General features: G+C 65.9%; 27 protein-coding genes and 1 tRNA gene. 12 read left to right on the forward strand and 16 right to left on the reverse strand.

The window, feature by feature from the left end; all coding sequences use genetic code 11:
- Positions 1 to 55 precede the first annotated feature (55 nt).
- The 4 genes from KUV81_RS09350 to KUV81_RS09365 form a co-directional block, all read right to left on the reverse strand.
- Entirely contained in the window at positions 56 to 1,261 is a 1,206-nt protein-coding gene (locus tag KUV81_RS09350; RefSeq protein ID WP_222543597.1) for an MFS transporter, read from the reverse strand.
- A gap of 2 nt (positions 1,262 to 1,263) precedes the next feature.
- Positions 1,264 to 1,452, reverse strand: coding sequence for a hypothetical protein (locus tag KUV81_RS09355; RefSeq protein WP_222543598.1), 189 nt, complete (start codon positions 1,450 to 1,452; stop codon positions 1,264 to 1,266).
- Between the two features lie 116 nt (positions 1,453 to 1,568).
- Positions 1,569 to 2,066, reverse strand: coding sequence for a hypothetical protein (locus KUV81_RS09360; RefSeq protein WP_222543599.1), 498 nt, complete (start codon positions 2,064 to 2,066; stop codon positions 1,569 to 1,571).
- 67 nt (positions 2,067 to 2,133) lie between these two features.
- Complete coding sequence (locus tag KUV81_RS09365) at positions 2,134 to 2,793, reverse strand: TetR/AcrR family transcriptional regulator (RefSeq protein ID WP_222543600.1); 660 nt, start codon at positions 2,791 to 2,793, stop codon at positions 2,134 to 2,136.
- Positions 2,794 to 2,913: 120 nt separating this feature from the next.
- Between KUV81_RS09365 and KUV81_RS09370 the strand changes: the two genes are divergently transcribed.
- On the forward strand, positions 2,914 to 3,771 hold the full coding sequence (locus tag KUV81_RS09370; protein ID WP_222543601.1) for a LysR family transcriptional regulator: 858 nt from the start codon (positions 2,914 to 2,916) through the stop codon (positions 3,769 to 3,771).
- Positions 3,772 to 3,834: 63 nt separating this feature from the next.
- On the opposite strand, the gene KUV81_RS09375 is transcribed toward KUV81_RS09370, so the two are convergent.
- From KUV81_RS09375 to KUV81_RS09385, 3 genes are all read right to left on the reverse strand, one after another.
- On the reverse strand, positions 3,835 to 4,188 hold the full coding sequence (locus KUV81_RS09375) for a cytochrome c3 family protein (RefSeq protein WP_222543602.1): 354 nt from the start codon (positions 4,186 to 4,188) through the stop codon (positions 3,835 to 3,837).
- An 11-nt stretch (positions 4,189 to 4,199) separates the two neighbouring features.
- Entirely contained in the window at positions 4,200 to 5,732 is a 1,533-nt protein-coding gene (locus KUV81_RS09380; RefSeq protein WP_222543603.1) for a flavocytochrome c, read from the reverse strand.
- A gap of 272 nt (positions 5,733 to 6,004) precedes the next feature.
- Positions 6,005 to 6,091, reverse strand: a tRNA-Leu gene (locus tag KUV81_RS09385).
- A gap of 129 nt (positions 6,092 to 6,220) precedes the next feature.
- On the opposite strand from KUV81_RS09385, the gene KUV81_RS09390 reads away from it, so the two are divergent.
- Both KUV81_RS09390 and KUV81_RS09395 read left to right on the forward strand, forming a co-directional pair.
- Positions 6,221 to 6,721, forward strand: a complete 501-nt coding sequence (locus KUV81_RS09390) for an RDD family protein (protein WP_222543604.1) — start codon at positions 6,221 to 6,223, stop codon at positions 6,719 to 6,721.
- A gap of 58 nt (positions 6,722 to 6,779) precedes the next feature.
- Positions 6,780 to 7,373 (forward strand): carboxymuconolactone decarboxylase family protein, encoded by a 594-nt coding sequence (locus tag KUV81_RS09395; RefSeq protein ID WP_222543605.1) that lies wholly within the window; start codon positions 6,780 to 6,782, stop codon positions 7,371 to 7,373.
- 60 nt (positions 7,374 to 7,433) lie between these two features.
- On the opposite strand, the gene putA is transcribed toward KUV81_RS09395, so the two are convergent.
- From putA to KUV81_RS09415, 4 genes are all read right to left on the reverse strand, one after another.
- Positions 7,434 to 10,610, reverse strand: a complete 3,177-nt coding sequence (putA, locus tag KUV81_RS09400) for a bifunctional proline dehydrogenase/L-glutamate gamma-semialdehyde dehydrogenase PutA (RefSeq protein ID WP_222543606.1) — start codon at positions 10,608 to 10,610, stop codon at positions 7,434 to 7,436.
- A gap of 228 nt (positions 10,611 to 10,838) precedes the next feature.
- The gene (locus tag KUV81_RS09405; RefSeq protein WP_222543607.1) at positions 10,839 to 11,426 is read right to left on the reverse strand and encodes a TIGR04211 family SH3 domain-containing protein; all 588 of its coding nucleotides are present in this window, start codon (positions 11,424 to 11,426) and stop codon (positions 10,839 to 10,841) included.
- A 115-nt stretch (positions 11,427 to 11,541) separates the two neighbouring features.
- The gene (locus tag KUV81_RS09410) at positions 11,542 to 12,810 is read right to left on the reverse strand and encodes an inorganic phosphate transporter (RefSeq protein ID WP_222543608.1); all 1,269 of its coding nucleotides are present in this window, start codon (positions 12,808 to 12,810) and stop codon (positions 11,542 to 11,544) included.
- 40 nt (positions 12,811 to 12,850) lie between these two features.
- Positions 12,851 to 13,528, reverse strand: a complete 678-nt coding sequence (locus KUV81_RS09415; RefSeq protein ID WP_222543609.1) for a TIGR00153 family protein — start codon at positions 13,526 to 13,528, stop codon at positions 12,851 to 12,853.
- Positions 13,529 to 13,757: 229 nt separating this feature from the next.
- Between KUV81_RS09415 and KUV81_RS09420 the strand changes: the two genes are divergently transcribed.
- Positions 13,758 to 14,651 (forward strand): inorganic triphosphatase, encoded by an 894-nt coding sequence (locus tag KUV81_RS09420; RefSeq protein WP_222543610.1) that lies wholly within the window; start codon positions 13,758 to 13,760, stop codon positions 14,649 to 14,651.
- Here the strand turns inward: KUV81_RS09420 and KUV81_RS09425 are convergent.
- Positions 14,618 to 15,403 carry a potassium channel family protein gene (locus tag KUV81_RS09425; RefSeq protein ID WP_222543611.1) on the reverse strand — a complete coding sequence of 262 codons (786 nt, stop codon included), beginning with the start codon at positions 15,401 to 15,403 and terminating at the stop codon, positions 14,618 to 14,620. The two genes, KUV81_RS09420 and KUV81_RS09425, sit on opposite strands and share 34 nt — an antisense overlap.
- Before the next feature lie 7 nt (positions 15,404 to 15,410).
- Positions 15,411 to 16,325: a DUF350 domain-containing protein gene (locus KUV81_RS09430; protein WP_222543612.1), complete on the reverse strand. Its 915-nt coding sequence runs from the start codon at positions 16,323 to 16,325 to the stop codon at positions 15,411 to 15,413.
- 78 nt (positions 16,326 to 16,403) lie between these two features.
- Here KUV81_RS09430 and glnE point away from each other — a divergent pair, with 78 nt between their 5' ends.
- On the forward strand, positions 16,404 to 19,247 hold the full coding sequence (gene glnE, locus KUV81_RS09435; RefSeq protein WP_222543613.1) for a bifunctional [glutamate--ammonia ligase]-adenylyl-L-tyrosine phosphorylase/[glutamate--ammonia-ligase] adenylyltransferase: 2,844 nt from the start codon (positions 16,404 to 16,406) through the stop codon (positions 19,245 to 19,247).
- A 55-nt stretch (positions 19,248 to 19,302) separates the two neighbouring features.
- Here the strand turns inward: glnE and lpxL are convergent, their stop codons facing one another.
- Complete coding sequence (lpxL, locus tag KUV81_RS09440; protein WP_222543614.1) at positions 19,303 to 20,223, reverse strand: LpxL/LpxP family Kdo(2)-lipid IV(A) lauroyl/palmitoleoyl acyltransferase; 921 nt, start codon at positions 20,221 to 20,223, stop codon at positions 19,303 to 19,305.
- A 120-nt stretch (positions 20,224 to 20,343) separates the two neighbouring features.
- Here lpxL and KUV81_RS09445 point away from each other — a divergent pair, with 120 nt between their 5' ends.
- The 4 genes from KUV81_RS09445 to KUV81_RS09460 all read left to right on the forward strand — a co-directional run bounded on the left by KUV81_RS09445 (position 20,344) and on the right by KUV81_RS09460 (position 22,381).
- Positions 20,344 to 21,273 (forward strand): hypothetical protein, encoded by a 930-nt coding sequence (locus KUV81_RS09445; RefSeq protein WP_222543615.1) that lies wholly within the window; start codon positions 20,344 to 20,346, stop codon positions 21,271 to 21,273.
- Positions 21,274 to 21,590: 317 nt separating this feature from the next.
- Positions 21,591 to 21,824, forward strand: a complete 234-nt coding sequence (locus KUV81_RS09450) for a hypothetical protein (RefSeq protein WP_222543616.1) — start codon at positions 21,591 to 21,593, stop codon at positions 21,822 to 21,824.
- A gap of 28 nt (positions 21,825 to 21,852) precedes the next feature.
- Positions 21,853 to 22,131, forward strand: a complete 279-nt coding sequence (locus tag KUV81_RS09455; protein WP_222543617.1) for a hypothetical protein — start codon at positions 21,853 to 21,855, stop codon at positions 22,129 to 22,131.
- Positions 22,132 to 22,141: 10 nt separating this feature from the next.
- The gene (locus KUV81_RS09460; RefSeq protein WP_222543618.1) at positions 22,142 to 22,381 is read left to right on the forward strand and encodes a hypothetical protein; all 240 of its coding nucleotides are present in this window, start codon (positions 22,142 to 22,144) and stop codon (positions 22,379 to 22,381) included.
- A 4-nt stretch (positions 22,382 to 22,385) separates the two neighbouring features.
- Here the strand turns inward: KUV81_RS09460 and KUV81_RS09465 are convergent, their stop codons facing one another.
- The gene (locus KUV81_RS09465) at positions 22,386 to 23,027 is read right to left on the reverse strand and encodes a LysE family transporter (protein WP_222543619.1); all 642 of its coding nucleotides are present in this window, start codon (positions 23,025 to 23,027) and stop codon (positions 22,386 to 22,388) included.
- A gap of 134 nt (positions 23,028 to 23,161) precedes the next feature.
- Here KUV81_RS09465 and KUV81_RS09470 point away from each other — a divergent pair, with 134 nt between their 5' ends.
- Genes KUV81_RS09470 through KUV81_RS09480 form a run of 3 tightly spaced genes read left to right on the forward strand, consistent with a single transcriptional unit; the run spans position 23,162 to position 25,695 of the window.
- Positions 23,162 to 23,887: a hypothetical protein gene (locus tag KUV81_RS09470; RefSeq protein ID WP_222543620.1), complete on the forward strand. Its 726-nt coding sequence runs from the start codon at positions 23,162 to 23,164 to the stop codon at positions 23,885 to 23,887.
- A gap of 55 nt (positions 23,888 to 23,942) precedes the next feature.
- Entirely contained in the window at positions 23,943 to 25,301 is a 1,359-nt protein-coding gene (locus tag KUV81_RS09475) for an HTTM domain-containing protein (RefSeq protein ID WP_222543621.1), read from the forward strand.
- Positions 25,288 to 25,695 carry a thiol-disulfide oxidoreductase DCC family protein gene (locus KUV81_RS09480; RefSeq protein ID WP_222543622.1) on the forward strand — a complete coding sequence of 136 codons (408 nt, stop codon included), beginning with the start codon at positions 25,288 to 25,290 and terminating at the stop codon, positions 25,693 to 25,695. The genes KUV81_RS09475 and KUV81_RS09480 overlap by 14 nt, the downstream gene beginning before the upstream one ends.
- A 179-nt stretch (positions 25,696 to 25,874) precedes the next feature.
- Here KUV81_RS09480 and KUV81_RS09485 read toward each other — a convergent pair whose 3' ends face one another.
- Positions 25,875 to 26,570, reverse strand: coding sequence for an aspartate/glutamate racemase family protein (locus tag KUV81_RS09485; RefSeq protein ID WP_222543623.1), 696 nt, complete (start codon positions 26,568 to 26,570; stop codon positions 25,875 to 25,877).
- Between the last annotated feature and the right edge of the window lie 11 nt (positions 26,571 to 26,581).

The following is a 26,581-nucleotide window of genomic DNA, read 5'->3' on the forward strand; positions in this document are numbered from 1 at the left end:
GAAACTTGTTCAGGGGTTTAGGCTGGCTTCAGCCATGACCGAAGCCAGCCTGGACTCAGGCGGGGGAAGGCGCCCGCTCCAGGGGGCGAGCGTCGATGGGCAGGTGCAGCAGCGCCGCCACCAGCGCCAGAACCACGGTGGCCCACCAGATGGGCTCGTAGCTGCCGGTGGCGTCGTACAGGTAGCCGCCGAACCAGGCGCCGAGGAAGCTGCCCACCTGGTGGGTGAAGAACACCAGCCCGTAGAGGGTGGAGAGGTAGCGGGGGCCGAAGATCTGGCGCACCAGGCCGGAGGTCAGGGGCACGGTGCCCAGCCAGCAGAAGCCGATGGCGGCGCCGAACAGGCCGGCGGTGGTCTGGGTCACCGGCAGGGTGACGAAGGCGGCGATCACTGCCGCACGCAGCACGTAGAGGCTGGTCATCACGTAGCGCTTGTCGAAGTGGTCCCCCATCAGGCCCCAGAAATAGGAGCCAAAGATGTTGAAGATCCCCACGTAGGCCAGGGCCATGGCCGCGGTGTCCGCCGCCAGCCCCTTGTCCGCCAGGTAGCTGGGCAGGTGGGTGGCGATGAACATCACGTGGAAGCCACAAACGAAAAAGCCCAAATGGATGAACCAGTACCCCCGGTGACCCAGGGCCTCCGACAGGGCAGCCTTGAGGCTTTGCTGGTCCGCCGTGGTGGTGGGCAGGGCCCCCGCCTCGCGAGGCCGCATAAAGGCGGCAAAGGCCAGCATCAGGGCGCAGGCCAGGGCGAAGATCTGCAACGCGCCCTGCCAGTCCAGCTCGGTAAGCAACGCCTGGGCGCCGGGGATCACCGCGAACATGCCGAAGGAGCCGGCGGCGGTGGTCAGGCCGAACGCCTTGGCGGCGTGCTCGGCGGGCACCGCCCGGGCCACGGCCCCCAGCACGATAACGTAGCTGGTGCCGGCCAGGCCCAGCCCCACCAGGGCCCCCAGGGTCAGGTAGAGCCACTCCGGCTGCACCGCCACCGAGGTCAGGTAGAGGCCGGCGGCGTAGGCCACCGCCCCGACGACGATGATGCGCCGCGGGCCGAAGCGGTCGGCGGCCATGCCGACGAAGGGCTGGAAGACGCCAAACAGCAGGTTCTGCAGGGCGATGGCCAGGCTGAAGAACTCCCGCCCCACCTCGAAGCTTTGGCTGATGGGGGTCATAAAGAGGCCGAAGGATTGGCGGATCCCCAGGCTCAGGATCAGAATGGCGATGCCCATCCACACCAGCAGGGGGTAACGAAAGATGCTCATGCTCAGGGCTCCGGGTGGTGGTGATGGTCGTGGTGGTCGTGGTGACTGCCGCCCCCCTGGTGGCAGCCGGCGTTGACCGCCTGCTCGGAGAGGGACGCAATCAGGCGCGGACTGTGGTGCAGGGCCAGCAGGGCCAGGGCCAGCAGCAGGACCAGGCGCACCAGCTGGGCGCCGAGGGCTTGGGAATGCAAAATGTATCTCACCATAATGGGTTACCGTAAAACGAGCGCTCCCCCCTCCAGGGGGAGGGGGGAGCGGTGGTTCCATCCATTGACCGCCGATTCAGCGGGTTACCTGTTCCTGTGGCTCAGGGGCACCACCCGGTGTCCCCGCTACCGGCCAGGCCCTCGTCGCGCAGGGCCTGCCCCAGGTCCGCCCCGTCCAATTGGATACGGGCGGCGAGGGCAAAGTGGTCAAGCCGGGTCATCTGTGTCAGCTCAATGCGCTGCGCCGCCGCCAGGCGCTCGCTGACGTAGGCCTTGGCGGCCCGGGCCAGGTTCTTCTCCTGCTGGCACTGTCCCGGAGACTGGGGCAGCGACACCCCCTTGAGCTCCACCAGCAGGTTGGCGCCAACGATCTCCGGCCACTGGGCCATGTGCACCCGCAGCTTGCCGGCGCTCTCGATGGCCACCACCTCCCGCACTAGGGCCCGCTCACCGCCCTGGGCGGCCTTGGCCGTAGCCGGGGGCACGGACGCCTCTGCTCGGTCCTCCGCCTCGGGGGCATAGGGCCGGGTAAAGGTGGTGTTGGTGGCGCCGCAGGCGGACAGCAGGGCCGCCAGGGCGAGGGTGATCGTGGGTTTCATGGGCAGGTCCAAAGGGGCATTCTGCCTCAGTTATACCACATGGCGGCGAGGACGCCGCCGAGGCCCCTCAGGCGCACTGGCGCGCGCTGGCGTCCAGGCCGGCCCAGTGAGCCAGCTCCGCCTCGAGCCGGGCCCGGCTGGGGGCGCGCCGGTCGGAGCGTCCCAGCAGCTGGATCAGCCCGTAGGCGTACTGCTCATACAGCGCCGGGTCCTGGGCGTTGCAGTCGTCGTCGTCGCACTGGATCAGCGAGCCGCGCACGTAACCGCACACCATGGGGGCCCGGTCAAAGGCTCGGTCGGCGCTCAGGGTGCGGACCTGACCCTCGAACAGATCCCGATGACGCTCGGCCAAGGTCCGGTAGAGGGTCACCTGCTCCGAGGAGGCCTGGGCCAGGATCTCCGGGTTGGGCATCAGCCGCTGCAGCACGAAGCGCTGGTGATTCAGCAGGTCCCAGAGGATCCAGCACTGGTGCAGGACAAAGGCCTCCAGGGGATCCTCGGTTCGCTCGGCGAACGCCTCGGCCTGGCTCATCACCTGCTCGAAGCGGTGCCGGCACAGGGCCAGGATCAGGTCCTCTTCCGTGGGGAAGTGGTTGTAGATGGTGCCGCGGCTGATGCCACTGGCTTCCACCAGGTGGACCCGACGCAGGGTAAAGGTCTTCTGGCCCTGCAACAGGCGCTCAGCGATCCCCGTCAGGTAACGGTCCCGCTTTTTCCAATCGCCCATGGCGGCCTCCTTGAACTCAATTCCAAATCGTCACAGTGGGTCACAAAACCAGCATAGAGAGGGGCAGGGAAAGGGTAAATCGAGTTATTCTCATGGCGACATGAACTTTCTCAATACCCCATGCTGAAGATCGAATTACTGGAAAGCTTTATCGCCGTGGCCGAGTCCGGCAGCCTCTCCCGGGCCGCCGAGCAGCTGTGCCGCACCCAGTCTGCCGTCAGCCTGCAGCTCAAGCGGCTGGAGGAGACCGTCGGCCAGCAACTGTTGAGTCGGGACAATAAGGGCACCCGCCTGACCCCCGCCGGGGAGCGGCTGCTCACCTACGCCCGCCAGATGGTGAAGCTGAACCTGGCGGCGCTGGACGATCTCAGCCAGGGGGAGCAGCGGGAGGTGATCCGCCTGGGACTGCCCACTGACTACGTGGTGCGCTACCTGAGCACCTCCATCCTGGAGTTCATTCGCGAATTCACCGCCATCGAGCTGGTGCTGGACACCGACGTCAGTGGCAACCTCTACCGCCGCCTGGAGCAGGGGGAGCTGGATCTGGTGATCGGCACCCACTGGGAAGCCCAGCCCAATGCCGAGGTATTGGTGGAGCGGCGCTTCCAGTGGGTGGGCAAGAAGGGCGGTAACGCCCATCTGCGTCGGCCCATTCCCCTGGCCCTCTACCCGGAGAACTGCCCCATCCGGGCCCAGGTGTTCGCCCACCACCACCTCAACATGGCCCCCATCCGGGCGGTGCTCTCCACCCCGTCCCCCGAGGCGATCTGCATGGCGGTGGAGAACGATCTGGCGGTGGCGCCCATCGCCGATTTTCGGGTACGGGACACCATGACGGTGCTGGATCCGCAGAGCGTGGGCTTGCCCGCCCTGCCGAGCTTCAACGAGTCGGTCTACCTGGGTCAGACCCAGCCGACCCCCGCCATCAGCCAGCTGATTGAGCTGCTGCGCACCCACCGCGCCGCCATCGTCGGCTGAGTTTTCGAACCCACAAAAAAGCGGCGCCTCAGGGCGCCGCTTTGTGTTTGCAGGGAGGGGGGCTCACTGTTTGTGGGCCGGGTACTTAAAGGTGTGGCACTGGGCGCACATCGGCTCTTTGGTGCCGTGCTCGGAGTGGCACTCGACGCAGGGGATGTCCTTGCCGTAGTGCAGGTTGTTGTGCGGGTTCTGCCACTTGTCCTCTTCCGGACGGGCGGTCTGCTCGGCCAGGTCGTCCACGTCGTGGCACACCTGGCAGGCGTCGTCCTCGGGGTAGCCCTTGGGCGCGCCCTCATGGCAGGAGGCGCAGTTCATGTCCATCCCCTTGTGCCAGTCGCGGATCTCCATCCCCTGGGCAGAGGTGGCAAACAGGCCGAGGGTCAGGGTGGCCAGCGCAATCTTCAGTAACTGTCTCATCGTCTTTCCTCTTAAGCTTTGCCGGCGGCCACAGTGCGCGCCGCGGTGATGCCCATGACCATGCACTCCGGGATGGAGCAGCTGCCCAAGCGGCTGACCCCGTGGATCCCCCCGGCCACTTCGCCGGCGGCCAGCAGGCCCTTGATCGGTTGGCCGGTCAGGGAGTCTTCCACCTGGGCCAGCTGGTTGATCTTCACGCCGCCCTGGCAGTAGTGCACCTTGGGCCACAGACGAACCACCATGTAGGGGGCCTTGATGTACTTGTCCTTGGCCTTGGCCATCGGCTTGCCAAACTGCTCATCGACGCCGGATTTGACGTAACCGTTGTACTGTTCGATCTGGGCCTTGAGCGGCGCCAGGGGCACATCAAAGTGCTTGGCCAGCGCTTCGAGGGTGTCGAACTTCCAGCCCACACCGTACTTGAGCACCTTCTGGCAGTTGGGGTGCTTATCGGCGTCGTGGTAGTGGGTGATCATCAGCGGCGGCACCGGGTTGCCCTGGGCGTCCCGGTTGGCCAGCTGGGCATCGGCCCGGGTCTTGCGGTCGGCGATTTCGTTCATGAAACGCTTGCCGGTCATCCGGTTGATGGCCATGGAGTGGGGGAAGTTGTAGATGGAGTAGTTGGAGACGTAGCCGAAGCCGCCCTCGTCCGGGGAGGCCCAGGGGCCGGATTGGATGTGGGCCATGTGCACCGGCACGGCGCCCAGGCGGAACATCTCCAGCATCGCTTCGCCGGTGGCTCCTTTGATGTTGGTGCAGCCGACGTCGGCGGTCAGGGTGGGATCCTGGGCCATGCGCAGGTTGATGTTCTGGGAGAAGCCGCCGGTGGCCACCAGCACCGCCTTGTTGGCGCGGATCGCCAGGGTTTCCCCTTCGGAGACCTTACGGTCGGCGTAGTAGCGGGTCTCGACGGTCACCCCGAGCACTTCGCCCTGGTCACCGCGGATGAAGCCACTCATGCGGCAGCGGCTGTGCATCTCCACCCCCAGTTGCACCGCCTCCTTGTAAAGCGGCTGGGTGATGCCGGCGCCACAGGCTACGGTGGTCTGGTAGGTGCGCGGCGCACTGTGGCCACCGAGTTGCTGCAGGTAGGGCAGGTATTCGGCACCGGCGTCCAGGGTCATCTGCAGTGCTTCGTTGGCGTGCTCCGCCACGTGGCGCAGCAGCGCCTCATCGGCGATGCCCCGGCCGGATTTGAGCTGATCGTCCACCATGCGATCGACGGAGTCCTTGACCCCCTCCTGCTTCTGCATCGGCGAACCGGGCACGGCAAAGAGGCCGCCGTTGATGGAGGAGTTGCCGCCGAAGGTGGGCATCTGCTCGTAAATGGCGACGGATTGGATCCCTTTGCGCTTGGCCTCAATGGCGGCCGCCAGGGCGGCGAAGCCGGAGCCGATGATCACAAAGTCGTGGCTTTGGTGCCACTGGACGTCTTTGGCGTAACGGTCGCCGGCAAAGCTGGGGGCGGCGACGGCGGCCAGGCCGGTGACGCCGATCCCCTGCATCAATTTGCGGCGCGTGGGGTTGAAGGTGTGCTCACTCATGGTTGTTGCCTCGTAAGTCAGTTAGCACGAGTTAGCGTACGGCTGGAATCGATTCCAAACTGTGCCGGGCGGGCCCAGCAAAGCTTAATTACGCCAGTTGTTGCGGGATATGTGACCGGGATGTAAAAAGCCCAGGGAACTCGCGAGCCCGAGACAAATTGGACTCAGGTACAGGGCGGGGGCCGGTCGACAGTTTTGTTGGCAGAAAGAGAAAGGGGCTTCGGGAGGCAACGAAAAAGCCCCAGTCTTGCGACTGGGGCTTTCTCTGTATCTGGTACCGGGAGGGGGACTTGAACCCCCAAGGTGTCACCACCGGCGGATTTTGAATCCGCTGCGTCTACCAATTCCGCCATCCCGGCTAAGGAGAAGGCATTATATACCGAAGTCTTAGCGCGGCAAGTCCGCCGTGTGTGATCGGGTAAAAACTGCACACCCCGGGATCCGGTGCTCTGGTACACTGCCCGGCAGTGACTTTCGATGGAGCTGACATGTCCTCCCTTGCCAACGCCCCCCGGGCGTCCCTGGGTCGCCGGCTGGCGGCCTGGATCTACGATTTTATGGTGGCCCTCGCGGTCTACATGCTGGCCGGGGCGGCGCTGTTTGCCCTGTTCTCCCTTTTGGTGTCTGTGGGCCTGATCGATAAGGGGGGCATGACCCACAACATCGATCTGCTTCAGGCCAGCCCGGTGTGGCTGACCCTCAACGAGGTGGGCAAGCTGCTGGCGGTGGCCTGGCTCTTTGTCTGGAGCTGGCAGAAAAAGGGCCAGACCCTGGGGATGCGGGCCTGGCGGCTGCGGGTGCAGCGCCCGGATGGCCAGGAGCTGGACGCCCGTCAGGCCTGGCTGCGTGCTTCGGTCTCCTTCGGCGGCCTGGCGATGCTGAGCCTGCTGTGGGACGACGAGCGCTGCGCCTTCCACGACCGCATCAGCGGCTCGGAGGTGGTGCAGCTGACGGTGGAGCAGAACCGCACCCTGATGAACCGGGACTGAGCTTGCCATCCCCGGCAGGGCTGTTAGGTTGGGATCTCCCCCCGATACGGAGATCCCCATGGCCCTGCTTCCCCCCCTGCCCGCCGACACCACCCCGGAACTGGCGGACGATTTTGCCCTCTTTGAACGCATCCTCGGCTTCGTGCCCAACAGTCTGCTGACCATGCAGCGGGTACCCGCCATGGTGTCCGGCTTCGGCGCCCTGACCCGGGCGGTGATGGACCCCAACGGCAGCGTCGATCCCGGCTTCAAACGCCTGCTGGCCCATTTCTGCAGCCGGGCCGCCGGCTGCCAGTACTGCGAGGCCCACTCTCTGATCGCCGCCGAACTGCACGACGTGCCCCATGAGAAGGTGCTGGCGGTGTGGGAGTACCAGACCAGCTCGCTCTACACCGAGGCGGAGCGGGTGGCGCTGGATTTCGCCCTGGCGGCGGGCAGCGTGCCCAACGCCGTGGACGAGCCGCTGATGGCGCGGATGCGCCAGCACTGGAGCGAGGAGCAGATCGTGGAGATCCTCGGTGCCATTGCCCTGTACGGCTTCCTCAACCGCTGGAACGACTCCATGGCCACTGAGATTGAAGGCCCTGCCAAGGCGATGGGGGACGAGGTGCTGGCCCAGGGCGGCTGGACCGGCGGCAAGCACGCCCGCTGAGGCGTGGGCCAATGAAAAAGGGGCGCCGAAGCGCCCCTTTTTTGCGTCTGCCCGCTGGGATCAGCCGTCACCCAGGGAGAGCAGGGTGGCGTTGCCGCCGATGGCGGTGATGTTGTTGCTGATGGTCTTCTCGGTCACGAAGCTGTGCAGGTAGTGCGGACCGCCGGCCTTGGGACCGGTGCCGGACAGGCCGTTGCCACCGAAGGGCTGCACCCCCACCACCGCGCCGATCTGGTTGCGGTTGATGTAGGCGTTGCCGGCGTTGACCTGCTGGGCGATGGCCAGCGCCTGGCCCTCGTTGCGGCTGTGAACCCCCAGGGTCAGACCGAAGCCGGTGCTGTTGATCTCCTCGACCACCCGGCTCAGCTCGGCAGCCTTGTAGCGGATCACGTGGAGGATGGGGCCGAAGTGCTCCTTCTCCAGCTGACCGATGTGCTTGATCTCCACCGCGGTGGGTCGCACGAAATGGCCGTGACCGCAATCGTCGGACAGCTGGGCCTGGGCGATAAGCTGCCCCTCCTTGCTGATCCGCTCGATGTGGGCCAGCAGGTTCTGCTGGGCGGCCTGGTCGATCACCGGGCCCACGTCGGTCTTGTAGTGGGCCGGGTTGCCCACGTGCAGCTCGGCCATGGCGCCCTTGAGCAGCTCGATCACCCGCTCGGCCACGTCGTCCTGAACGTAGAGCACCCGCAGCGCGGAGCAGCGCTGGCCGGCGCTTTGGAAGGCGGAGTGCACCACGTCGGTGATCACCTGCTCCGGCAGGGAGGTGGAGTCCACCACCATGGCGTTCTGGCCACCGGTTTCCGCCACCAGCTTGGCGATGGCGCCGTCGCGGGCCGCCAGGGAGCGGTTGATCACCTTGGCGGTCTCGGTGGAGCCGGTGAAGCAGACGCCGACGATGCGCTCGTCCGCGGTCAGCCGGCCGCCGATCTCCCGACCCTTGCCCGGCAGCAGCTGCAGCACGTCCACCGGGATCCCGGCCTGGTGGGCGAGCTCAGTGGCCCGGTAGGCCACCAGGTTGGTCTGCTCCGCCGGCTTGGCGATCACCGTGTTGCCGGTGACCAGGGCCGCCACCACCTGGCCGAGGAAGATCGCCAGGGGGAAGTTCCAGGGGCTGATGCACAGGTAGGGGCCACGGCCCTGGACAAAGAGCTCGTTCAACTCGCCGGTGGGGCCCGGCAGTACCGTGGACTCGCCCATCAGCTTGCGGGCCTGGATGGCGTAGTAGCGGCAGAAATCCACCGCCTCACGGATCTCGTCGATGCCGTCCTGCAGCCCTTTGCCCGCTTCCCGGGTGCACAGGGCGATCAGCTCTTCGCGGTTGGCTTCCAGCTTATCCGCCAGCTCCTCCAGGGCCCGGGCGCGCTGCTCCACCGGGGTATCGCGCCAGGCCGGGAAAGCGGCGCTGGCCCGGGCGATGGCGTCCTCGATCTCCGCCTCACCGGCGAAGTGCACCTGGCCCACCTGCTGACGCTGATCCTGGGGACTCAGCACCGCCAGGGCCTCACTGCTGGTGCGCCGTTCGCCGCCGATCAGCGGGCCGGCCTGCCACTGGGTGGTCTTGAAGGTGTCCAGCTTGGCGAAGAAGGGACGGGCTTCCTGGGCGATGTTCATGTTCAGTCCTTTGGAGTTGGGCCGTTCGTTGCCGAAGATCCCTTCGGGCAGCACGATCTTGTGATTGGCGAGGCTGGGGTAGCCCTTGAGCGTGGTCAGGGGGTGGGCGATCAGGCTCTCGATGGGGGTCTTGGGGTCCACCAGCTTATGCACGAAGGAGGTGTTGGCGCCGTTCTCCAGCAGGCGGCGCACCAGGTAGGGCAGCAGATCCTTGTGGGCACCCACCGGGGCGTAGATCCGCACCTTGAGACCCTTTTGCTGGCTCAGCAGAGTGTCGTAAAGCTCCTGGCCCATGCCGTGCAGGCGCTGGAACTCGTAATCGCGCTCACCGGCGACGGACTGGATGGTGGCCGCGGTCTGGGCGTTGTGGGTGGCAAACTGCGGGTAGATGCGGCCCACGGTGGCCTCGGACAGCAGGAAGCGGGCGCAGGCCAGGTAGGAGACGTCGGTGCCCGCCTTGCGGGTAAACACCGGGTAGCCGTCGCTGCCCCCCTGTTGGCACCACTTGAGCTCGCTGTCCCAGTAGGCGCCTTTGACCAGGCGCACCGGGATGAGATCCCCCTGCTGCTTGGCCAGGGCGTTGATCCACACCAGCACCGGCAGGGCCCGCTTGGAGTAGGCCTGCACCACTAGGCCCAGGTTGCCCCAGCCGCGGGCGGCGTCGCTCTGGTAGAGCTTCTCAAACAGCTTGAGGGAAAGCTCCAGGCGGTCCATCTCTTCGGCGTCGATGGAGATCCCCACGTCCAGGCTGCGGGCCTGCTTAATCAGGCGCACCACGCTGTCGTACAGCTCGGTCAGCACCCGCTCCTCGTTGGCCACCTCGTAGCGCGGGTGCAGGGCCGATAGCTTGATGGAGATGGTGGGGCGGGGGGCCTGGCTGACGTCGTAGCTGTGAGCCCCCAGGGCGGTGACGGCCCGGCTGTAGCTGTCGAAATACTTACTGGCGTCGGCGGCGGTCAGGGCCGCTTCCCCCAGCATGTCGTAGGAGTGGGTGTAGCCCAGGGCGCGGTTGTCGTCGCTGTTTTTCAGCGCTTCGCTGATGTCGCGGCCCAGCACGAACTGCTTGCCCATGATCTTCATGGCGGTGTACATCGCCTGGCGCACCACCGGCTCCCCCAGCTTGTTGACCACCCGGGCCAGCAGGTTATTGGGGCGCCCGTCCAGGGTCTTGTCCAGGGTGATCACCTTGCCGGTCAGCATCAGGCCCCAGGTGGAGGCGTTGACCAGCACCGAGTCGCTGCCCTTGAGGTGGCGAGCCCAGTCGGCCCCCGAGAGCTTGTCCTCGATCAGGGCATCGGCGGTGGCGGCGTCGGGGATCCGCAGCAGCGCCTCCGCCAGGCACATCAGGATGATCCCCTCCTGGGTCTCCAGACTGTACTGCTGCAGGAAGGCGTCGATGCCCACCATCAGCCCCTTCTTCTCGAACTGGCGCACCGAGGCCACCATCTGGTGGGCACTGGCGGTGACCGATTCGATGGCCTCCGGTTCGGCGGGTACCAGGGGGATCAATTCTTCCAGGTACTGGGCTTCATCGACGCCGTAGTTGGCGGTGATGAGCTCAAACAGGGCGGCGGGTTCCTGATCGTGGATCGCCGGAGTCAAAACGCTGCTGGCTTTAAACATGCGGGGGGTCCTCTTCAACCGCGAGGTCAGCTGTTATCTTATTTTGTATACAATCCTTGCCGACGGCGCGCACAGTATACCCAGAAAACGTGAGGTGGAACATAGGGGCAGGGCAGGCATTTCGTGGTCTTTCAGGCGGGGCTGGCAAGCAAAGATGACGACGCTGAGACGGGGAGAGGACAACAAAAAAGCAGGCCCTTGGCCTGCTTTTTCTTGGAGGACGCGAACTTACATCCAGCGGTCGTTCTTCTTGCGCCGCTTGGGGCGGGGCAGGTAGGCGAGGATGAGGCCCAGGATAAGGCCGGCACCGGCGACCATGCCGCCCTGCTGCATCCAGATAAAGCGCTCGCTGTTGCTCAGCTTGGCGACTTCCGCCTTGAGCTCGGTGTTCTCCCGCTCCAGGCGGGTCAGCTCGCGGGCCTGGCTGCGGCTCTCGTTGGCGGCGGAGGCGCTGTTGGCCAGCAGATCGTCGCGCTCGGCGGTGACCGCCTTGAGCTGTTCGCGAGCCTCTTCCAGGGACCGGGTCAGGGCCGGCAGCTGGGTGCGGAAGCTCTGACCGGCGGCCAGTTGCTCGGTCTGGATCCAGCCGGTGCGGCCGCGCTCGTCGATGACCTGGCTGTACTCGCCCTGGGTTTCCCCGGTGGCCACCAGGGGGTCACCGGCCTTGAGGCTGCCGAGGATCCGGAACTGGGTGCTCGGACCAGCCAGCAGGTAGATGTAGATGTCTTCCGAAACGGTGTGGGTGGCTTCCCGTGCCATGGAGGTTCCGCTCACGGCCAGCAGGCACAGCAGAGCGGCAAAAATGCGTTTGGACATAGTGATACGACCCGTGAATTGGGGGGACCATGCTAGGAGATCGACCCGTCGCTGGCAAGGCTTGAATCCGAAAAAAGGGAGCCCAAGGCTCCCTTTTCGAAGGCGATTCACCCAATCAGGCCATGATGCCCCGAATGATGGTGAAAAACAGGATGGAGAGAGCCGCCCCGGCAGGCAGGGTGATGACCCAGGAGATCACGATGTTGCGTACCACACCCAGGTTCAGAGCGGCGATGCCGCGGGCCATGCCCACACCCAGCACCGCACCCACCAGGGTCTGGGTGGTGGAGATCGGCAGGCCGGTACCGGAGGCGATCACCACGGTGGAGGCGGCGGCCAGCTCGGCGGCAAAGCCACGGCTCGGGGTCAGGTGGGTGATGTTCTTACCGATGGTGGTGATCACCCGCTTACCCAGGATGGCCAGACCGGCTACGATGCCGACGGCGCCCAGGGGCAGGATCCACCAGGCCAGAGGGGCCTTCTCGGGGATCTCGCCGCCGGCCTGGACGATGGTCACGACCGCGGCCAGGGGGCCGATGGCGTTGGCCACGTCGTTGGAGCCGTGGGCGAAGGCCATGCAACAGGCGGTGACCACCATCAGCACGGCAAACACCTTCTCCACGTTGGCGAAGTGGGTTTCCCGGTTGCCCTTGGTGTCGAACTTGATGCGACCGATGAAGCCGCGACCGGCCAGGCCGATCAGTCCCGCCATCAGTACGGCCAGGCCGTAGGCTTCGAAGGTGGAGAAGTGCAGACCGACGTGCTTGAGGCCCTTGGTGATGGTCACCAGGGACATGATGAACGCCGCCAGTGCCATGTAGAAGGGCACGTAGCGCTTGGCGTTATCCAGCGGGTTGTCGGTGTCGAAGATGAGCTTTTGCGCACTCTGGAAGATGAGGTAGGCGATAAAGCCGGCAATGGCCGGGGTCACGACCCAGGAGCCGACGATGCCAGCCACCTTGCCCCAGGCCACCGCTTCGGTGCCTACGCCCACGGCGGCGAAGCCGATGATGGCGCCGATGATGGAGTGGGTGGTGGAAACCGGCCAGCCCAGCCAGGAGGCCGCCACCAGCCACAGGCCGGCGGCCAGCAGGGCGGAGATCATGCCGTACACCAGCAGGTCCGGAGTGGCGGCGAAGAAGGCGGGATCGATGATCCCCTTGCGGATGGTGTTGGTGACCTCACCGCCGGCCAGATAGGCCCCGGCGAACTCGAACACCATGGCGATGATAATGGCCTGTTTGATGGTCAGGGCGCCGGATCCCACCGAAGTGCCCATTGCGTTGGCTACGTCGTTGGCGCCGATGCCGAAGGCCATCAGGAAGCCAAAGAGTGCCGCGGCCATAATCAGCCACGGGCCGTAAATTACCAGTGCGTCTACCATGGTAAAACCTTGTTAGGAATAACGAATTATTAGGATTTAATTAGGTGCGGGCCAGCATCAGTTCCAGGCGAGCGCCGGTGCGCTCCGCCAGGTCTGCCAGGTCGCCCACCCATTCGAGGATCTTGTAGAGGAACATCACGTCCACCGGGTTGAGATCTTTCTCGATCTCGAACAGTTGACGGCGCAACGCAATTTGCATGGAATCGGTGTCGTCCTCGATGAGGTCCAGCTGGTGAATCATCTCTTCAACCAGCTCCACCTCGCGACCCCGGAAGCCGGTTTCCAGCAGGTCGTCGAGTTCGTTGATGGCCTTACGGGCCTGTTTGACGGCGTCGATGCAGCGGGCCACGTAAGCGGCAAAGTCGATCTGCATCGGCTCGGGGATCTGCATCTCACGACCGATGACCCGGCCGGCGATGTCTTTGGCTTTGTTGGCGATCTTGTCCTGCTGGGTCAGCATCTCCAGCAGGTCGGTGCGCTGCACCGGCATAAAGATCCCGGTGGGCAGGCCCATGCGGATCTCCCGCTTGAGCTGATCCGCGTCCCGCTCCAGCTGGCTGATCTCTTTTTGCAAGCTGGTGGCCTGCTCCCAGTCTCCGGCCCGGACGGCCTCGAAGAAGGGGATCAGACGCTTGGCGGCCTGCGTGGTCTTGTCAATGTGCTGTTCCAGCGGTTTGATAGGCGACTTAGCGAATACGCCCAGAAAATTTACCGGCATTGCCTTGTTCCTTTATGGAGCCAAACGGGATCGGCGGGCGAATCATACTCGCCTGATGGCAATTGGCAAGCACCATCCGTGCGGCCGACCCCTATAGTGTATTCGTTGCTGTCCACTTTGCTGAGCGAGAGCAATCGGATGCGGATCCTATGACTGTTATATGACAGTTCGGTGACAGCGTGACGTTTTTATTTCGCGCGGATGATATTTTGATGAACTTTGGATTGCTATGGAAGTTGAACTGAAACTGCTTTTGCCCCCGGGATCCCCACAATGGGAGCTGGGTCGCCTTACCTTTCTCGGGCCCTTGAGCCGGGTCCAGACCCAGGCCCTGGGCAACGCCTATTTCGACACCCCGCAGCTGGCCCTGCGCCAACGGGACATGGGGCTGCGGATCCGCCGGCGGGGCGAGGACCAGGAGCAAACCCTCAAGACCGCCGGCCAGGTTGCCGGGGGGCTGCACGCCCGGCCCGAGTACAACACCCCGGTCAGCGGCGCCACGCCGGAACTGGCACGATTTCCTGACACCCTATGGACGGTGGAGGATCGCGATGCCATCCAGGGGGCGCTGGCGGTGCAGTTTCACACCGATTTTGAGCGGCAACAGGGGGAGCTGACCCTGGCCGATGGCACCCGGGTGGAGCTGGCGCTGGACCGGGGGGTGATCCGCGCCGGCCAGAGCAGCGAGTCCATCGCCGAGCTGGAGTTGGAGCTGGTGGACGGGGAGGCGAGCGCCTTGCTTCCCCTGGCCCGGGCGTTGATGACCGAGCTGCCCCTGCGCCTGGGGCTGGACTCCAAGGCCGCCCGGGGCTACCGCCTGGCCGGCCTGGCACCGCAACCGGCGGTGGTCAGCGAGGTGGCGGATACCCCTGCGTTGTTGCTGGCGGCCTGGCAGCGCAACGAGGAGCGGCTGCTTGCGGGGGAGGGCAGCGCGGCGGCCCCTCTGGCGCGTCAGCTGGTGGCCCTGGCGGCGCAGCTGCCGGTCGAGTCCGCCGACTGGCTGCGCTACCTGGCGGCGGAGCTCAGCGCCGCCAGCGAGCCCGAGGCGGTGTTGCTGGAGGCGATAAGGGACAGGCGCTACGGCCTGTGTCAGCTGTCCGGCTTGGCCGGGGTATTGGCCTGATCCGCGCCGGGCAGCTGGGCCCTTAGGGCGCGGATCTCCTCCAGCAGCTGGGCCTGCTGGTGTTCCAGCCGCCGCTGCTGGGCCTGAAGGCGCGCCACCTCCGGCGCGTCCTTGTCCTCCTCACGGACGAACAGCGAGGCCAAAAAGCCCGCCACCACCCCGAAGAAGCTGACGCCGGTGATGATCACTACGGCGGCGATCACCCGGCCCTCGGTGGTCACCGGGTAGTAGTCGCCGTAGCCGACGGTAGAGATGGTGATCAGCGCCCACCAGATGGCCGACTCCGCCGATTGGATGTTGGCCCCCTCGACCCCGTCCTCCACCAGCAGGATCAGGATGGAGGCGAAGGTGATGATGGTTATCATCGCCAGCAGCAGACTGGTCAGGGTGGTCTCCCGCTTCTGTTGCAGCAGGGGCCCCAGCACCGAGCGGCTCATGCGGATCAGCCGCACCACCCGCAGGATCTGGAAGATCCGCACGAAACGCAGCTGCTCCACCACCGGGATCGAGGCCACCAGATCGATCCAGTGGGTCTGCAGATAGCGCCCTTTCTGTTCCGCCCGCCACAGACCGTAAAAGAAGTTCACGATGAAGATCATGCAGATGTAGAAATCTATCTTGATCAGCAGGCGGATGGTTTCCTTGTCGTTGTCGCTAAAGACGATGGTCAGCACCACGATCACCGAGAACAGCGACAGCAGCATCATCCCCATTTCCCGGGGGGTGAGAGTGTGTTCGGTCTCCTTGCTCATGGGCACCTCAGGGCGTGATCAGATCGGCCAGCAAATAGGCGCTGGCGAACACCAGGGCGCCATCGAGCAGGGCGATGCCGCTGTTGTTTTGCAGTTCCACCTCGCGGCTGACCTTGATCTGCGCCAGCACCACCCGGCGCAGCAGGCCGGAGAGCAGCAGCAACAGCATCAGGCCGATGATGGACCACAGCAGCCAGCCCGCCAGGTTGGTGACCGGCGCGCCGGGGGTGTAGGGGTTCAAAGACGCGGCGCTGGCGATTACTTTGCCGCTGGCCAACAGGTAGGCGCCATGACGCAGGGCGACGGAGCGGTGATCCTGGGCCAGGGCCCTTTGCAGACTGCCCCCCTGGTTGACGCGGCCATAGCGCCGCTCCAGCACCCGGGTGATCACCACCAGCAGGGTCAGGGCGATGAAGTAGTTCAGGCACAGCAGCACCAGGGCCCCCAGGCTCAGCGTCTCCATCCAGCGCAGGGCCCCCAGCAGCACCTGGGCGGTGGCCAGGGCCACGGCGGCGTCCACCACGGCCATGGCGATGTTGCCCTCCATGATGAGGCCCCGCTTGTCCACCTGGTGCAGTGCCAGTTTGTCGTACCACCAGCGGCCCAGCCGGATCAGCGCCAGCGCCGCCAGGCCCATGCCCCCGAGCCAGGCGGCCCGGGCCAGCGGATTTTCGGGAATGGGCAGGTGAAAGATCCCGGTCAGCACCAGGCACAGGCCGGTGATCCCGCCGGCCAGGCTGATCCCAAAGGCGATGTTGTCCCGCTCCGCCAACTCCTCCCGGGTGTTGACGCCGTTCCACCAGCCGTGGGTAAAGCGGGCTATAACAAAAAGAACCAGCACCAGGGCCAGTTCCGTCGCCAGCAGGGGCAGGGGCTGGCCGCTGATCCGTTCAAACTCCGCCAACGCGGACGCCAAGGTCATTGCGACTCCTCCCTGTGTCGGTTGTGCCGTGGTAAGGTGGCGGCACTGCAAAGACGTTAAGGTTTACAAAAAGTTATTATGACCAGCGTGCCCCACGACAACAAGCTTACTCCCGCCCTCGAGCAGCAGGCCGAACGCCACTGGGCGCGGCTGGACGCCGAGCGGTTGGCCCGGCTCGACGCCGATGCCCGGGCCCGGTTGTGGCGGGCGTTGGCCCTGTCCGATTACGTCGGCCAGGTGCTGGTGCGGGACCCGGCCTGGCTGGAGGCGCTGTTTGTCGAGGGGGAGCTGGACCGGGCCGAGCGCCTGGGGCAATACCGCCCAGCCCTGGCCGAGGCCCTGGCAGCGTGCGCCGACGAGGCCGCCGCCATGGTGGCCCTGCGTCGTTACCGCCACCGGGAGCTCAGCCGCATCGCCCTGCGGGATCTGCTGGGCCTGGCCAGTCTGGAGGAGGGCCTGGCCCACCTCTCCGCTCTGGCGGAGGCCTGCGTGGTGGCCGCCCGGGATTTCCTGGCCGAGCTGCTGGCCCCCCAGTGGGGTTACCCCACCGGCGGTGAGGGTCAGCGCCTGAACCTGATGGTGTTGGGGATGGGCAAGCTGGGGGGCGGCGAGCTCAACTTCTCCTCCGACATCGACCTTATCTTCACCTACCTGGAAAACGGCAGCACTGTGGGGGGCCGGCGGGAGCTGGACAACCAGCAGTACTTTATCCGCCTGGGCCAGAAGCTCATCAACCTGCTCTCCCAGACCACGGTGGACGGCTTCTGCTACCGGGTGGACATGCGTCTGCGCCCCTTCGGCGACTCCGGCCCCCTGGTGGTCTCCCTGGCGGCGCTGGAGGATTACTACCAGGAGCAGGGCCGGGAGTGGGAGCGCTACGCCATGGTCAAGGCCCGCCTGTTGGGCCCCAGCGCCAGCGAGGCCCTGGCCCTGGCGGACCTGCTGCGCCCCTTCGTCTACCGCCGTTACCTGGACTTCTCCGCCATCGACGCCCTGCGACGGATGAAGTCGCTGATCGAGTCCCAGCTGCGCCGCCAGGCCCTGACCCACAACATCAAGTTGGGCCGGGGCGGGATCCGCGAAGTGGAGTTCGTGGCCCAGACCTACCAGTTGATCCGCGGCGGCCGGGAGCCCAACCTGCGCCAGAGCCCCCTGACCCCGGTGCTGGCGGAGCTCAAGCGCCTCGGCCTGCTGGATCACGCCAGTCACCGGGATCTTAAGCAGGGCTATGATCTGCTGCGCCAGGTGGAGAACCGGCTGCAGGCGCTGACCGACAGTCAGACCCAGAGCCTGCCGGACAGCGAGGAGGATCGGCTGCGCCTGGCCCTGGCCATGGGGGAGGAGAGTTTCGACGCCCTATGGGGGCGAATTCAGGATGCCATGGCGGGGATCCACCGGGTGTTTCGCGACACCATCGGTGCCGAGCAGGACGACGAGGAGGAGCTCGGTGCCCTGCCGGCCCTGTGGCAGGGGCCGGGGCTGGACCTGGACGGGGAGGCGATCCTCGCCGAGCAGGGGCTGGAACCGACGCTCTTTCCCAAGATCCGTTCGGTGCGGGAGGAGTTCTACCAGCGCCGGGTTGGCCCTCGGGGGCGGGACGTGCTGGACAAGCTGATCCCCCGCCTGCTGCACAAGCTGGCCCGGCAGAAGGACCAGAGCGCGGTGTGGATGCGGATCACCTCGGTGCTGACCCCCATCCTTACCCGCACCACCTACCTGGAGCTGCTGCTGGAGAACCCCGGCGCCCGCGGCCAACTGGTGACCCTGTGCGCCGCCAGTCCCTGGATCGCCGAACAGCTGGCCCGCTACCCCATCCTGCTGGACGAGCTCATCGATCCCGTGGCCCTCTATCAGCCCCTGCCGCCGGAGGGCTATGCCGCGGAGCTGAGGGAGTTTCTGCTGCGGGTGCCGGAGGACGATCTGGAGCAACAGATGGAGGCGCTGCGCCAGTTCAAGCAGGCCCATCAGCTGCGGATCGCCGCCGCCGACGTCACCCGGGTGCTGCCGGTGATGAAGGTGAGCGACCACCTCTCCTGGCTGGCCGAAGCGATCATCGAGCAGGTGGTCAACCTGGCCTGGCAGCAGCTGACCGAACGCCACGGTTGCCCCAGCATCGAGGGGGCCGGCAAAGGGTTTGCGGTGGTGGCCTACGGCAAGCTGGGGGGGCTGGAGCTGGGCTACGGCTCGGATCTGGACTTGGTGTTCCTGCACGGCGCCGGCCCCGGCGAGACCGACGGCCGCAAGCCCATCGACAACGGCCACTTCTACGTCAAACTGGCCCAGCGCATTCTCCACCTGTTCGCCACCCGCACCGCCTCCGGTGTGCTCTACGAGGTGGATACCCGGCTGCGCCCCTCCGGCAGTGCCGGTCTGCTGGTGAGCCAGATCGACCGCTTCGAGGAGTACCAGCGCGGCGAGGCTTGGACCTGGGAGCACCAGGCCCTGGTGCGGGCCCGCTTCGTGTTTGGCGATGACGCCCTGGCGGGTCGCTTCGCCCGCCTGCGCCGCAGCCTGCTGTGCCAGGCCCGGGACGCCGAGTCGCTCAAGGCGGACGTGGTGTCGATGCGGGCCAAGATGCGCGATCACCTGGATCGCAGCACCAAGGACGCGTTCGATCTCAAGCAGGGCCCCGGCGGGATCACCGACATCGAGTTTCTCACCCAGTACCTGGTGCTCAAGGAGGCGGCCCAGTGCCCGGCCCTGGCCACCTGGTCCGATAACGTCCGCATCCTGGAGACCGCCCTGTCCGAGGGCAAGCTCAGCCCGGAGGCGGCGGATAGGCTGATCCGCACCTACATCGAGCTTAGGGACACCAACCACCACCGGGTGCTGGCAGGCCAGAGCGGCCTGGTGCCCTTGGAGGCGCGCCCGGCCGCCTGCGAGGCGGTGCGGGGGATCTGGCAGGCCCATCTGGGCGAGTGAACCAAAAAAGGGCGGCCCTGGGCCGCCCTTTTTGATTGTCGAGGGTCAGTCGACATCAGTAGAACTTGGGGTCGTCCGCGTTGGGCCGCGTCTTGAAGCGGCGGTGCAGCCACATGTACTGCTCCGGGCGGCGACGCACCAATTCCTCGGTGACCCGATTGCAGCGGGTGGTGTCCGCCAGTTCGTCGCCGGTGGGGAAATCGGTCAACGGGGCCCCCACTTCGATGTGGTAGCCGCTGTGATCCGCCTTGCGCTCGACAAAGAAGGGGTAGACCTTGGCCTTCCCCAGCTTGGCCAGGGTGGCGGCACCGGCGGCGGTGGCCGCCTCGACGCCGAAGAAGGGGGCGAAGACGCTGCCGCGGCGGCCGCCGTCCTGGTCCTGGGTGTACCAGAGCACCTCACCGGCGCGCAGGGCCTTGACCATCTGGCGCACCTCCCGCTTGGGGATCAGGCCCTTGTTGGAGCGCAACCGGCCCTTGACCTGCAGGTACTCCATCATCTTGTTGTTGTGGGGGCGGTAGACGCCGATCCCCGGCCGCTGCTGACCGAACACTCGGGCGCCGGGCTCCAGCATCAGGCAGTGGGCGGCCATCAGCAACACCCCGGTGCCCTCCACCTGGGCCTGCTCGATGTGCTCCCAGCCGGCGACGCTCATATGGCGCTGCACCCGGGCGTCGGACCACCACCAGGCGTTGGCACTGTCAAACAGGGCCATGCCGGTCTCTTCGAAATTTTTGCGGATCAGCGCCTCGCGCTCCGGCTCCGACAGCTCCGGCAGGCAGTGGGTCAGGTTGCGACGGGCGACGTGCACCCGTTTGGGCATCAGGCGCATCATGGTGCGGCCCAGGGCGGCGCCGAGACGAAACTGGGTGGCGAGGGGCAACAGGATAAGCAGGCGCATCACGCCGACCCCCAGCCACATCCCCCAGTACTTGGGGTGCAGCAGGGCCCGGCTGAACTCAGCGGTGGTATGCATTGGACCAATATCGACTTTTCAGGTTGGCGATAGTGTAACTCAAAGGCGGGGAGGCGGGACAGCCAAGGGGCCGGGGCCGTGATACACTGCTTCCCCTGAGAGTTGAGTGAAGGATTCACCATGTGGGGCGAACGGATGTCCCGCGGGCGGGCCCCCAAAGGGGCACGCCGGCGCGGTAGGGACTGGCTGATGGGGGCGCTGGGGTTGGCCCTCGGCCTGACGACGCTCTCTCCCGCCACCGCCGCCCCCGAGCACCAGCTGTGCCGGGTCGATCAGTTGGAGCAGTGCCTGGACAGCCTCTCCCCCCGTTGGCTGGGGATCCTCACCGAACTCTGGCCGGGGGAGCCCCAGCAATCGGTTCGCCGGGCCCTGGCGGGGCAGGGCGGCGTGACCCTGTTGACCGAGCGCGAGGCGCTGATCCTGCTGGATCCGGCCAGCCTCAAGCGCAACCACCTGGTGCTGCTGGATGAGCAGCTGATCGAACGCCCGCCCCTGCGTAACTTCCGCTCCACCTACTACCACGAGATCGGCCACGTCGCCACCCGCCACTCCCCCTGGCTTGACCGCCTGCATCGCCCCAACTGGCCGGAACATTGGCCCGAAGAGGTGCTGGCGGATCTCTACCTGTTCTGGCACCAACTGCGAGAGGGGGGCAGCCTGGACGAGCTGTGGGCCCAGGTCCACCTGCGCAACCTGGGCCTGATCCAGGCCAAGCCCGACTGGACCCACTGGACCACCCCCATCCTGGTGCCCCTGCTGTGTCGTCCCGAGGAGCTGCGGGAGTGGTCCCGGCGCCCCCTGGAACCCTTTATCGATGCGGCCCTGAGCTGGCAGAGTGCGCCGCCCCTGGCCCAGTACCGGCTGCTGGGTGAGCGCCAGTTCGCCCTCACCCGGCCCAGCATCGACCAGCCCTACCTGGCCGCGGATCACCGGGACCGCTGGGCCGCCCTGCTGCAACCCACCTTGGAGTGGCTGGCGGTGGACCTGCCCCCCTACCTGGCCCGCCACCAGCTGCCCGAGCACGACACCGTCTGCACCTGGTTCCGTTGATCGGCGGCCCACGGCGGTGAGCAAACTGACCAACGGGCGGGGCATTTGGCCAACCTGGCCAAGTCGTCAATTCATAAGATAATGATTTAAAACGGATTTAAAATCTGGCACGTTTCGTGTTTGTTAACAAAAGTCCGAGTTTGACCGCCCGGACACGGTGGCGGGTTCCGCGACCGATGACGACGACAGACGGCCCCGCTTGCGGGGCCTGACTTCGCCCTTCCCGACAGAGGGGCGATGGGCACCGCAGGCCTTGACAGGGCGGCGTGCCGGAACGATGTTTCAATGATCCCCTGAATCCAAGGCAAGGAGTAAGCATGTCCGCAACAACCATGGTGGTGGTGATCGTGGCCATAGTGATGGGCTGTGTGATGGAGATGAGCCGTCATCACAGCAAAGGCATGGGCCGAAAACAGAAGCAGCAGATGGACGACGCGATGGCCGAGTTGAAGCAGCAGAACGAGCTGCTGGCCAAGCGGGTGGCCACGCTGGAGGCGATCGTGACCGATCGGGGATTCGACTTGGACCAAGAGATCCGCAAGCTGGGCTGAGTCGCCCGGTCAGTGAGGAGAAAGGACAATGAAAGAGCTGGTGGTGGTATTTATTCTGGTGGCCCTGGCGGTGCTGATGGTGATGGCCTGGCGGGATCCGGGTCGTTTCCGTCAATGGGCCCGCGCCCTGGGGATGGAGGGGGACCTCAACGGCCGTCGTGCCGAGAGCGAAGATTTCGAGGCCCGCGAGCGGCTCAAGCAGTTGGAGGCGGAGAACGCCGCCATCAAGGAGCGCCTGGCCACCCTTGAGGCGATCGTCACCGATCCCGGTTACGAACTGGACCAGCGGATCCGCAAGCTGGGCTAAGGAGCATCCCATGACCCTTTGGACCTTTCTGGCCATCTTTTTCGGCGGCGCCTTTTTGCTGGACGCCTACAAGACCAAGCACAAGAGCCGACTGAAGCAGGCCAACAGCGAAGAGCTCAAGGCGATCCAGGCGGAGCTGGCGGAAGTGAAAGCCAGCAACGCTCAGCTTAAGGAGCGGGTGCAGACCCTCGAAGCGATCGTCACCGACAGCGGCTTCGATCTGGACAAGGAGATCCGCAAGCTCGGCTGACCCCTCAGAGCAGGGTCGCCAGCAGGATGCCGCCCCCCACCAGCACGAACAGGGCGCCACACACCCCGTCGATCACCGGCGCCAGTTGGTGCAGGCGCCGCTGCAATCGCGGCCCGGTGAGCAGCCAGGCCAGCAGCGCAAACCAGGCCAGCGACAACCCCCACAGGATCCCCACCGCCGCCAGTTTGCCGCCAGTGGACATCCCCGGCGGCACCAAGGAGGTGAGCAGGCTGAGGAAGAACACCAGCGCCTTGGGGTTAAGCAGGTTGGTGGTGAACCCCTTGGCCAGGGCCGCCCCTACCGAGGTCAGCTCCGCCGCCTGGGCGGGGGCCGAAGCGCCCCCGGCCTGCCACTGACGATGCACCGAGCGCAGCGCCCCCACCCCCAGATAGAGCAGGTAGCTGCCCCCGGCCAGACGCAGCAGGGTGGGCAGCAGCGGGTGCTGCTGGATCAACAGGGTGACGCCGGTCAGGGCAAACACCGAGTGGAGCAGGATCGCCAGGGAGATCCCCAGGGCGATGGCCAGGCCGATGCGCCGGCCGTGCCGACTGGCGTTTTGCACCACCAGGGCGAAGTCCGGGCCGGGGCTGGCCAGGGCCACCAGGTGGATGGCTGCCAGGGAGAGCAGCAGGGAGAGTTCGTTCATCGCGCGTCGGGGTTGAAAGGCAAACCGCGAGCATACTGCGTCCGACGGGGCGGTGCAAAACCCGCCGGGCCCTGCACCAAGCGGGGGTTCTGGTCTAAGGTTCAGATATTGAATCGATTATTGGAGGGAGCCCGATGACGCTCCCGCGCATCCACCTGGCCTCCCGGCCCCTGTATCGAACCCTGGTGTTGTTGGCCGTGGGCCTGATCGCCCTGAGCCTGTTGAGCCACTGGCTGATCGGCGAGCAGAGCCACCGCTACCTGCGGGCACTGGCGCGCTTTTTGAACTTGAGCGCCGAGGACAACCTGCCCACCGCCTTCGCCTTTGTCATCTTGATGCTTTCGGCACTGCTGCTGGCGCTCATCGCCCGACTGAGCGCGGCCAAGGCCGATCCCTACACCCCCCACTGGACCCTGCTGTCACTGGGCTTTGCCCTGATGGCGGTGGACGAGGTGATGTCCTTCCATGAACGCCTCTCCAGCCCGATGCGCACCCTGCTTGGCGGCGGAGAGCTGGGCCCGCTGCGCTTCGCCTGGGTGCTGCCCGGGGCGCTGCTGGTGCTGGTGGTGGGCCTGGTGCTGTTCCGGTTCATACGCCAGTTGCCGCCGGTCTACCGGCGGGGCTTTCTCCTGGCCGGGGCGGTATACCTGTCCGGCGTGCTGGGGATGGAGAGCCTGGGGGGCTGGTATTTCGAGGCCCACGACAAGCAAACCGACGAGATCTATTGGGCCATGAGCCAGTTCGAGGAGACCCTGGAGCTGACCGGCGTGCTGCTGTTCATCCGCTCGCTGCTGGCCTACCTGGGGGAGTTTCACGGTGAGTTTGCCGTGGCGATCCACCCCGAGGCCCCCAGTGGGTGATCCTGTCGGCACCCGGCGCCGTTAAGGTCAGGGATCCAGGCGCGGGGATCTTATGATGACCACACTGACAGAACGGCTGTCCCAGCCGGTGTCCATCGCGGCACTGGCCTTTTTTCGCATCGCCTTCGGCCTCACCATGCTGGTGGAGACCGGGAGGTTTTTCTATTTCGGGTGGGTCAGCCGGTACTACATAGACCCCCCCTTTCACTTCAAATACTTCGGTTTCGAATGGGTGACTCTCTGGCCCGGCGACGGTCTCTATTGGCACCTGGCCCTGATGAGGCTGGCGGCGTTGGGGATCGCCCTGGGGGCCTGGTATCGACTGAGCGTTACCCTGTTCCTGGTGCTGTTCAGCTACGTGTTCCTGTTGGATCAGACCTACTACCTCAACCACTTCTACTTCGTCATCCTGCTCAACGTGCTGCTGTGCGTGGTGCCGGCCCACGGCGCCTGGTCGGTGGACGCCCGTCGCCGGCCCGAGCTGGCCCGCGCCCAGGTGCCCGCCTGGACCCGGCTCATCTTCCTGCTGCAGATGGAGGTGATGTACCTCTACGCGGGACTGGTGAAGATCAACAGCGACTGGCTGGCGCTGCAGCCCATGAGTGGCTGGTTCGCCACCCAGGTGGATCAGTACGGCCCCTGGATCGCCGAGCCCTGGGTGGCGGCGGTGGCGGCCTACGGCACCATCGCCCTGCACCTGTTGGGAGCGCCGCTGCTGCTGTTCAAGCGCACCCGGGTTTGGGTGTTCTGGACCTACGCCGGCTTCCATCTGCTCAACCATCTGCAGTTCAGCATCGGGATCTTCCCCTGGCTGACCCTGGCGGGCACCACGCTGTTCTTCGAGCCGGACTGGCCGCTGCGTCTGTGGCAGCGCTGGCGGGGGCAAGCCCCAGTGTTGGCGCCGTCGTCATCCCCGCGCCCGACAACCCCGATACACCCGCTTTGGGTGGGCGTCCTGGCGGCCTGGTTCGCAGTGCAGATCCTCTTTCCCCTGCGTCACTACCTCTATCCCGGCGATCCCAGCTGGACGGAGGAGGGCCACCGCTTTGCCTGGCGGATGAAACTGAGGGCCAAAAGCGGCACCATAGACTTTGTGCTGCGGGATCCGGACTCCGGCCGGGTGTGGCGAGCGGATCCCCTGGCGATATTGACCCCGCGGCAATTGAGTAAGATGACCTGTCGACCGGACATGATTTTGCAGTTTGCCCACCACCTGGCGGACCAGGCGCAGGCCCGCGGCCAACCCCGGCCTGAAGTCTCGGCCCGGGTGCGCTGCACCCTGAACGGGCGCCCCTACCAGACCCTGATTGATCCCAAGGTGGATCTGGCGGCCGAGCCGCGCACCCTGGCCCACGTGGATTGGATTTTGCCCCTGACCACTCCGCTGGAGAGAGAGCGTCATGCGGCCCGATAACGGCATTATCCTGTTCGATGGGGTGTGCAACTTCTGCAACGCCACGGTGCGCTTTGTCTGGGCGCGGGATCCCAAGGGGTATTTTCGTTTTGCCCCCCTGCAATCGGCCACCGCCGAGACCCTGCTGGCGGCCCACCCCCTGCCGCGCAACGGCGACACCGTGGTGCTGATCCAGAACGGTCGGGCCTACCAGAAATCCGCGGCCGCGCTGCGCATCGCCCGGCAGTTGTCGGGGCTGTGGCCGCTGATGGCCTGTTTCCTGCTGGTGCCGCGCCCCCTGCGCGACGCCGTCTACGACTTTATCGGCCGTCGCCGCTACCGCTGGTTCGGGCGCTCCGAACAGTGCCAGCTGCCCAGCGCCGAACTGCGCCGGCGCTTTCTCGACACCGCCTGAGGGCAAAAAAAACGGCACCCGAGGGCGCCGTGAAGTCACGTTGGATGATGTCGCTGTCGCCTCAAACGGCGAGTCCCTTAAAACTGGGGGGGAGAACCGCCGCACTCTCATGCGGCACTGCTTCCAGTATTGTCTCAAATGCGACTTTTTGCCTGCGGATCGACCAAGGTCTAACGCATTTAGGGGGTCAAAGCCCAGTCCACCGCCGCCGCCGCGTGCAGTGCCGTGGTGTCGAACAGGGGCACATGGGTGTGCCGAGGGCCCACCAGCAGGGCGATCTCGGTGCAGCCGAGGATGGCGCCCTGGGCCCCGTCCCGGTGGAGGGCTTCGATGATGGCGACAAAATCCGTTCGGGAGGCCTCCTTCACCTGGCCCTGGCACAGCTCGTCGTAGATCACCCGGTGGATCCGCGCCCGGGCCTCGGCGTCGGGGATCCGCACCTCGATGCCGAAGTGCTGGGTCAGCCGCTCCCGGTAGAACCCCTGCTCCATGGTGAATTGGGTGCCCAGCAGGGCCACGGTGTCGATCCCCTCGGCCTGAAGCTTGCGCCCGGTGGCGTCGGCGATGTGCAGCAGGGGGATCCCCACCGCCGCTTCGATCTGCGGTGCCACCTTGTGCATGGTGTTGGTGCCGATCATCAGCCCCTCGGCCCCGGCTTTCTCCAGCCCCTGGGCCGCCTGAGCCAGTAGTGCGCCGGTGGCGACCCACTCACCCTGATGTTGCAGGCGTTCAATCTCGGCAAAATCCACCGAGTGGAGGATCACCTTGGCGGAGTGCAGGCCCCCGAGGCGGGCTTGCACCCCCCGGTTGAGGGCCTGGTAGTAACTGACGGTGGACTCCCAGCTCATGCCGCCGAGCAAGCCTAGGGTTTTCATGGGGTGTGAAC

The sequence above is a fragment of the Ferrimonas balearica genome, from assembly GCF_019802085.1.
Taxonomy (GTDB): domain Bacteria; phylum Pseudomonadota; class Gammaproteobacteria; order Enterobacterales; family Shewanellaceae; genus Ferrimonas; species Ferrimonas balearica_B.

What these genes read in the sequence shown, in the direction of transcription:
- KUV81_RS09465 (WP_222543619.1), bottom strand. Translation starts at nt 23,027, where the DNA reads ATGAACGAACTCTCCCTGCTGCTCTCCCTGGCAGCCATCCACCTGGTG.
- KUV81_RS09350 (WP_222543597.1), bottom strand. Translation starts at nt 1,261, where the DNA reads ATGAGCATCTTTCGTTACCCCCTGCTGGTGTGGATGGGCATCGCCATT.
- KUV81_RS09455 (WP_222543617.1), top strand. Translation starts at nt 21,853, where the DNA reads ATGAAAGAGCTGGTGGTGGTATTTATTCTGGTGGCCCTGGCGGTGCTG.
- KUV81_RS09445 (WP_222543615.1), top strand. Translation starts at nt 20,344, where the DNA reads ATGTGGGGCGAACGGATGTCCCGCGGGCGGGCCCCCAAAGGGGCACGC.
- KUV81_RS09410 (WP_222543608.1), bottom strand. Translation starts at nt 12,810, where the DNA reads ATGGTAGACGCACTGGTAATTTACGGCCCGTGGCTGATTATGGCCGCG.
- KUV81_RS09450 (WP_222543616.1), top strand. Translation starts at nt 21,591, where the DNA reads ATGTCCGCAACAACCATGGTGGTGGTGATCGTGGCCATAGTGATGGGC.
- KUV81_RS09485 (WP_222543623.1), bottom strand. Translation starts at nt 26,570, where the DNA reads ATGAAAACCCTAGGCTTGCTCGGCGGCATGAGCTGGGAGTCCACCGTC.
- glnE (WP_222543613.1), top strand. Translation starts at nt 16,404, where the DNA reads ATGACCAGCGTGCCCCACGACAACAAGCTTACTCCCGCCCTCGAGCAG.
- KUV81_RS09375 (WP_222543602.1), bottom strand. Translation starts at nt 4,188, where the DNA reads ATGAGACAGTTACTGAAGATTGCGCTGGCCACCCTGACCCTCGGCCTG.
- KUV81_RS09470 (WP_222543620.1), top strand. Translation starts at nt 23,162, where the DNA reads ATGACGCTCCCGCGCATCCACCTGGCCTCCCGGCCCCTGTATCGAACC.
- KUV81_RS09475 (WP_222543621.1), top strand. Translation starts at nt 23,943, where the DNA reads ATGACCACACTGACAGAACGGCTGTCCCAGCCGGTGTCCATCGCGGCA.
- lpxL (WP_222543614.1), bottom strand. Translation starts at nt 20,223, where the DNA reads ATGCATACCACCGCTGAGTTCAGCCGGGCCCTGCTGCACCCCAAGTAC.
- KUV81_RS09460 (WP_222543618.1), top strand. Translation starts at nt 22,142, where the DNA reads ATGACCCTTTGGACCTTTCTGGCCATCTTTTTCGGCGGCGCCTTTTTG.
- KUV81_RS09425 (WP_222543611.1), bottom strand. Translation starts at nt 15,403, where the DNA reads ATGAGCAAGGAGACCGAACACACTCTCACCCCCCGGGAAATGGGGATG.
- KUV81_RS09415 (WP_222543609.1), bottom strand. Translation starts at nt 13,528, where the DNA reads ATGCCGGTAAATTTTCTGGGCGTATTCGCTAAGTCGCCTATCAAACCG.
- KUV81_RS09370 (WP_222543601.1), top strand. Translation starts at nt 2,914, where the DNA reads ATGCTGAAGATCGAATTACTGGAAAGCTTTATCGCCGTGGCCGAGTCC.
- KUV81_RS09480 (WP_222543622.1), top strand. Translation starts at nt 25,288, where the DNA reads ATGCGGCCCGATAACGGCATTATCCTGTTCGATGGGGTGTGCAACTTC.
- KUV81_RS09390 (WP_222543604.1), top strand. Translation starts at nt 6,221, where the DNA reads ATGTCCTCCCTTGCCAACGCCCCCCGGGCGTCCCTGGGTCGCCGGCTG.
- putA (WP_222543606.1), bottom strand. Translation starts at nt 10,610, where the DNA reads ATGTTTAAAGCCAGCAGCGTTTTGACTCCGGCGATCCACGATCAGGAA.
- KUV81_RS09420 (WP_222543610.1), top strand. Translation starts at nt 13,758, where the DNA reads ATGGAAGTTGAACTGAAACTGCTTTTGCCCCCGGGATCCCCACAATGG.
- KUV81_RS09430 (WP_222543612.1), bottom strand. Translation starts at nt 16,325, where the DNA reads ATGACCTTGGCGTCCGCGTTGGCGGAGTTTGAACGGATCAGCGGCCAG.
- KUV81_RS09360 (WP_222543599.1), bottom strand. Translation starts at nt 2,066, where the DNA reads ATGAAACCCACGATCACCCTCGCCCTGGCGGCCCTGCTGTCCGCCTGC.
- KUV81_RS09365 (WP_222543600.1), bottom strand. Translation starts at nt 2,793, where the DNA reads ATGGGCGATTGGAAAAAGCGGGACCGTTACCTGACGGGGATCGCTGAG.
- KUV81_RS09405 (WP_222543607.1), bottom strand. Translation starts at nt 11,426, where the DNA reads ATGTCCAAACGCATTTTTGCCGCTCTGCTGTGCCTGCTGGCCGTGAGC.
- KUV81_RS09380 (WP_222543603.1), bottom strand. Translation starts at nt 5,732, where the DNA reads ATGAGTGAGCACACCTTCAACCCCACGCGCCGCAAATTGATGCAGGGG.
- KUV81_RS09395 (WP_222543605.1), top strand. Translation starts at nt 6,780, where the DNA reads ATGGCCCTGCTTCCCCCCCTGCCCGCCGACACCACCCCGGAACTGGCG.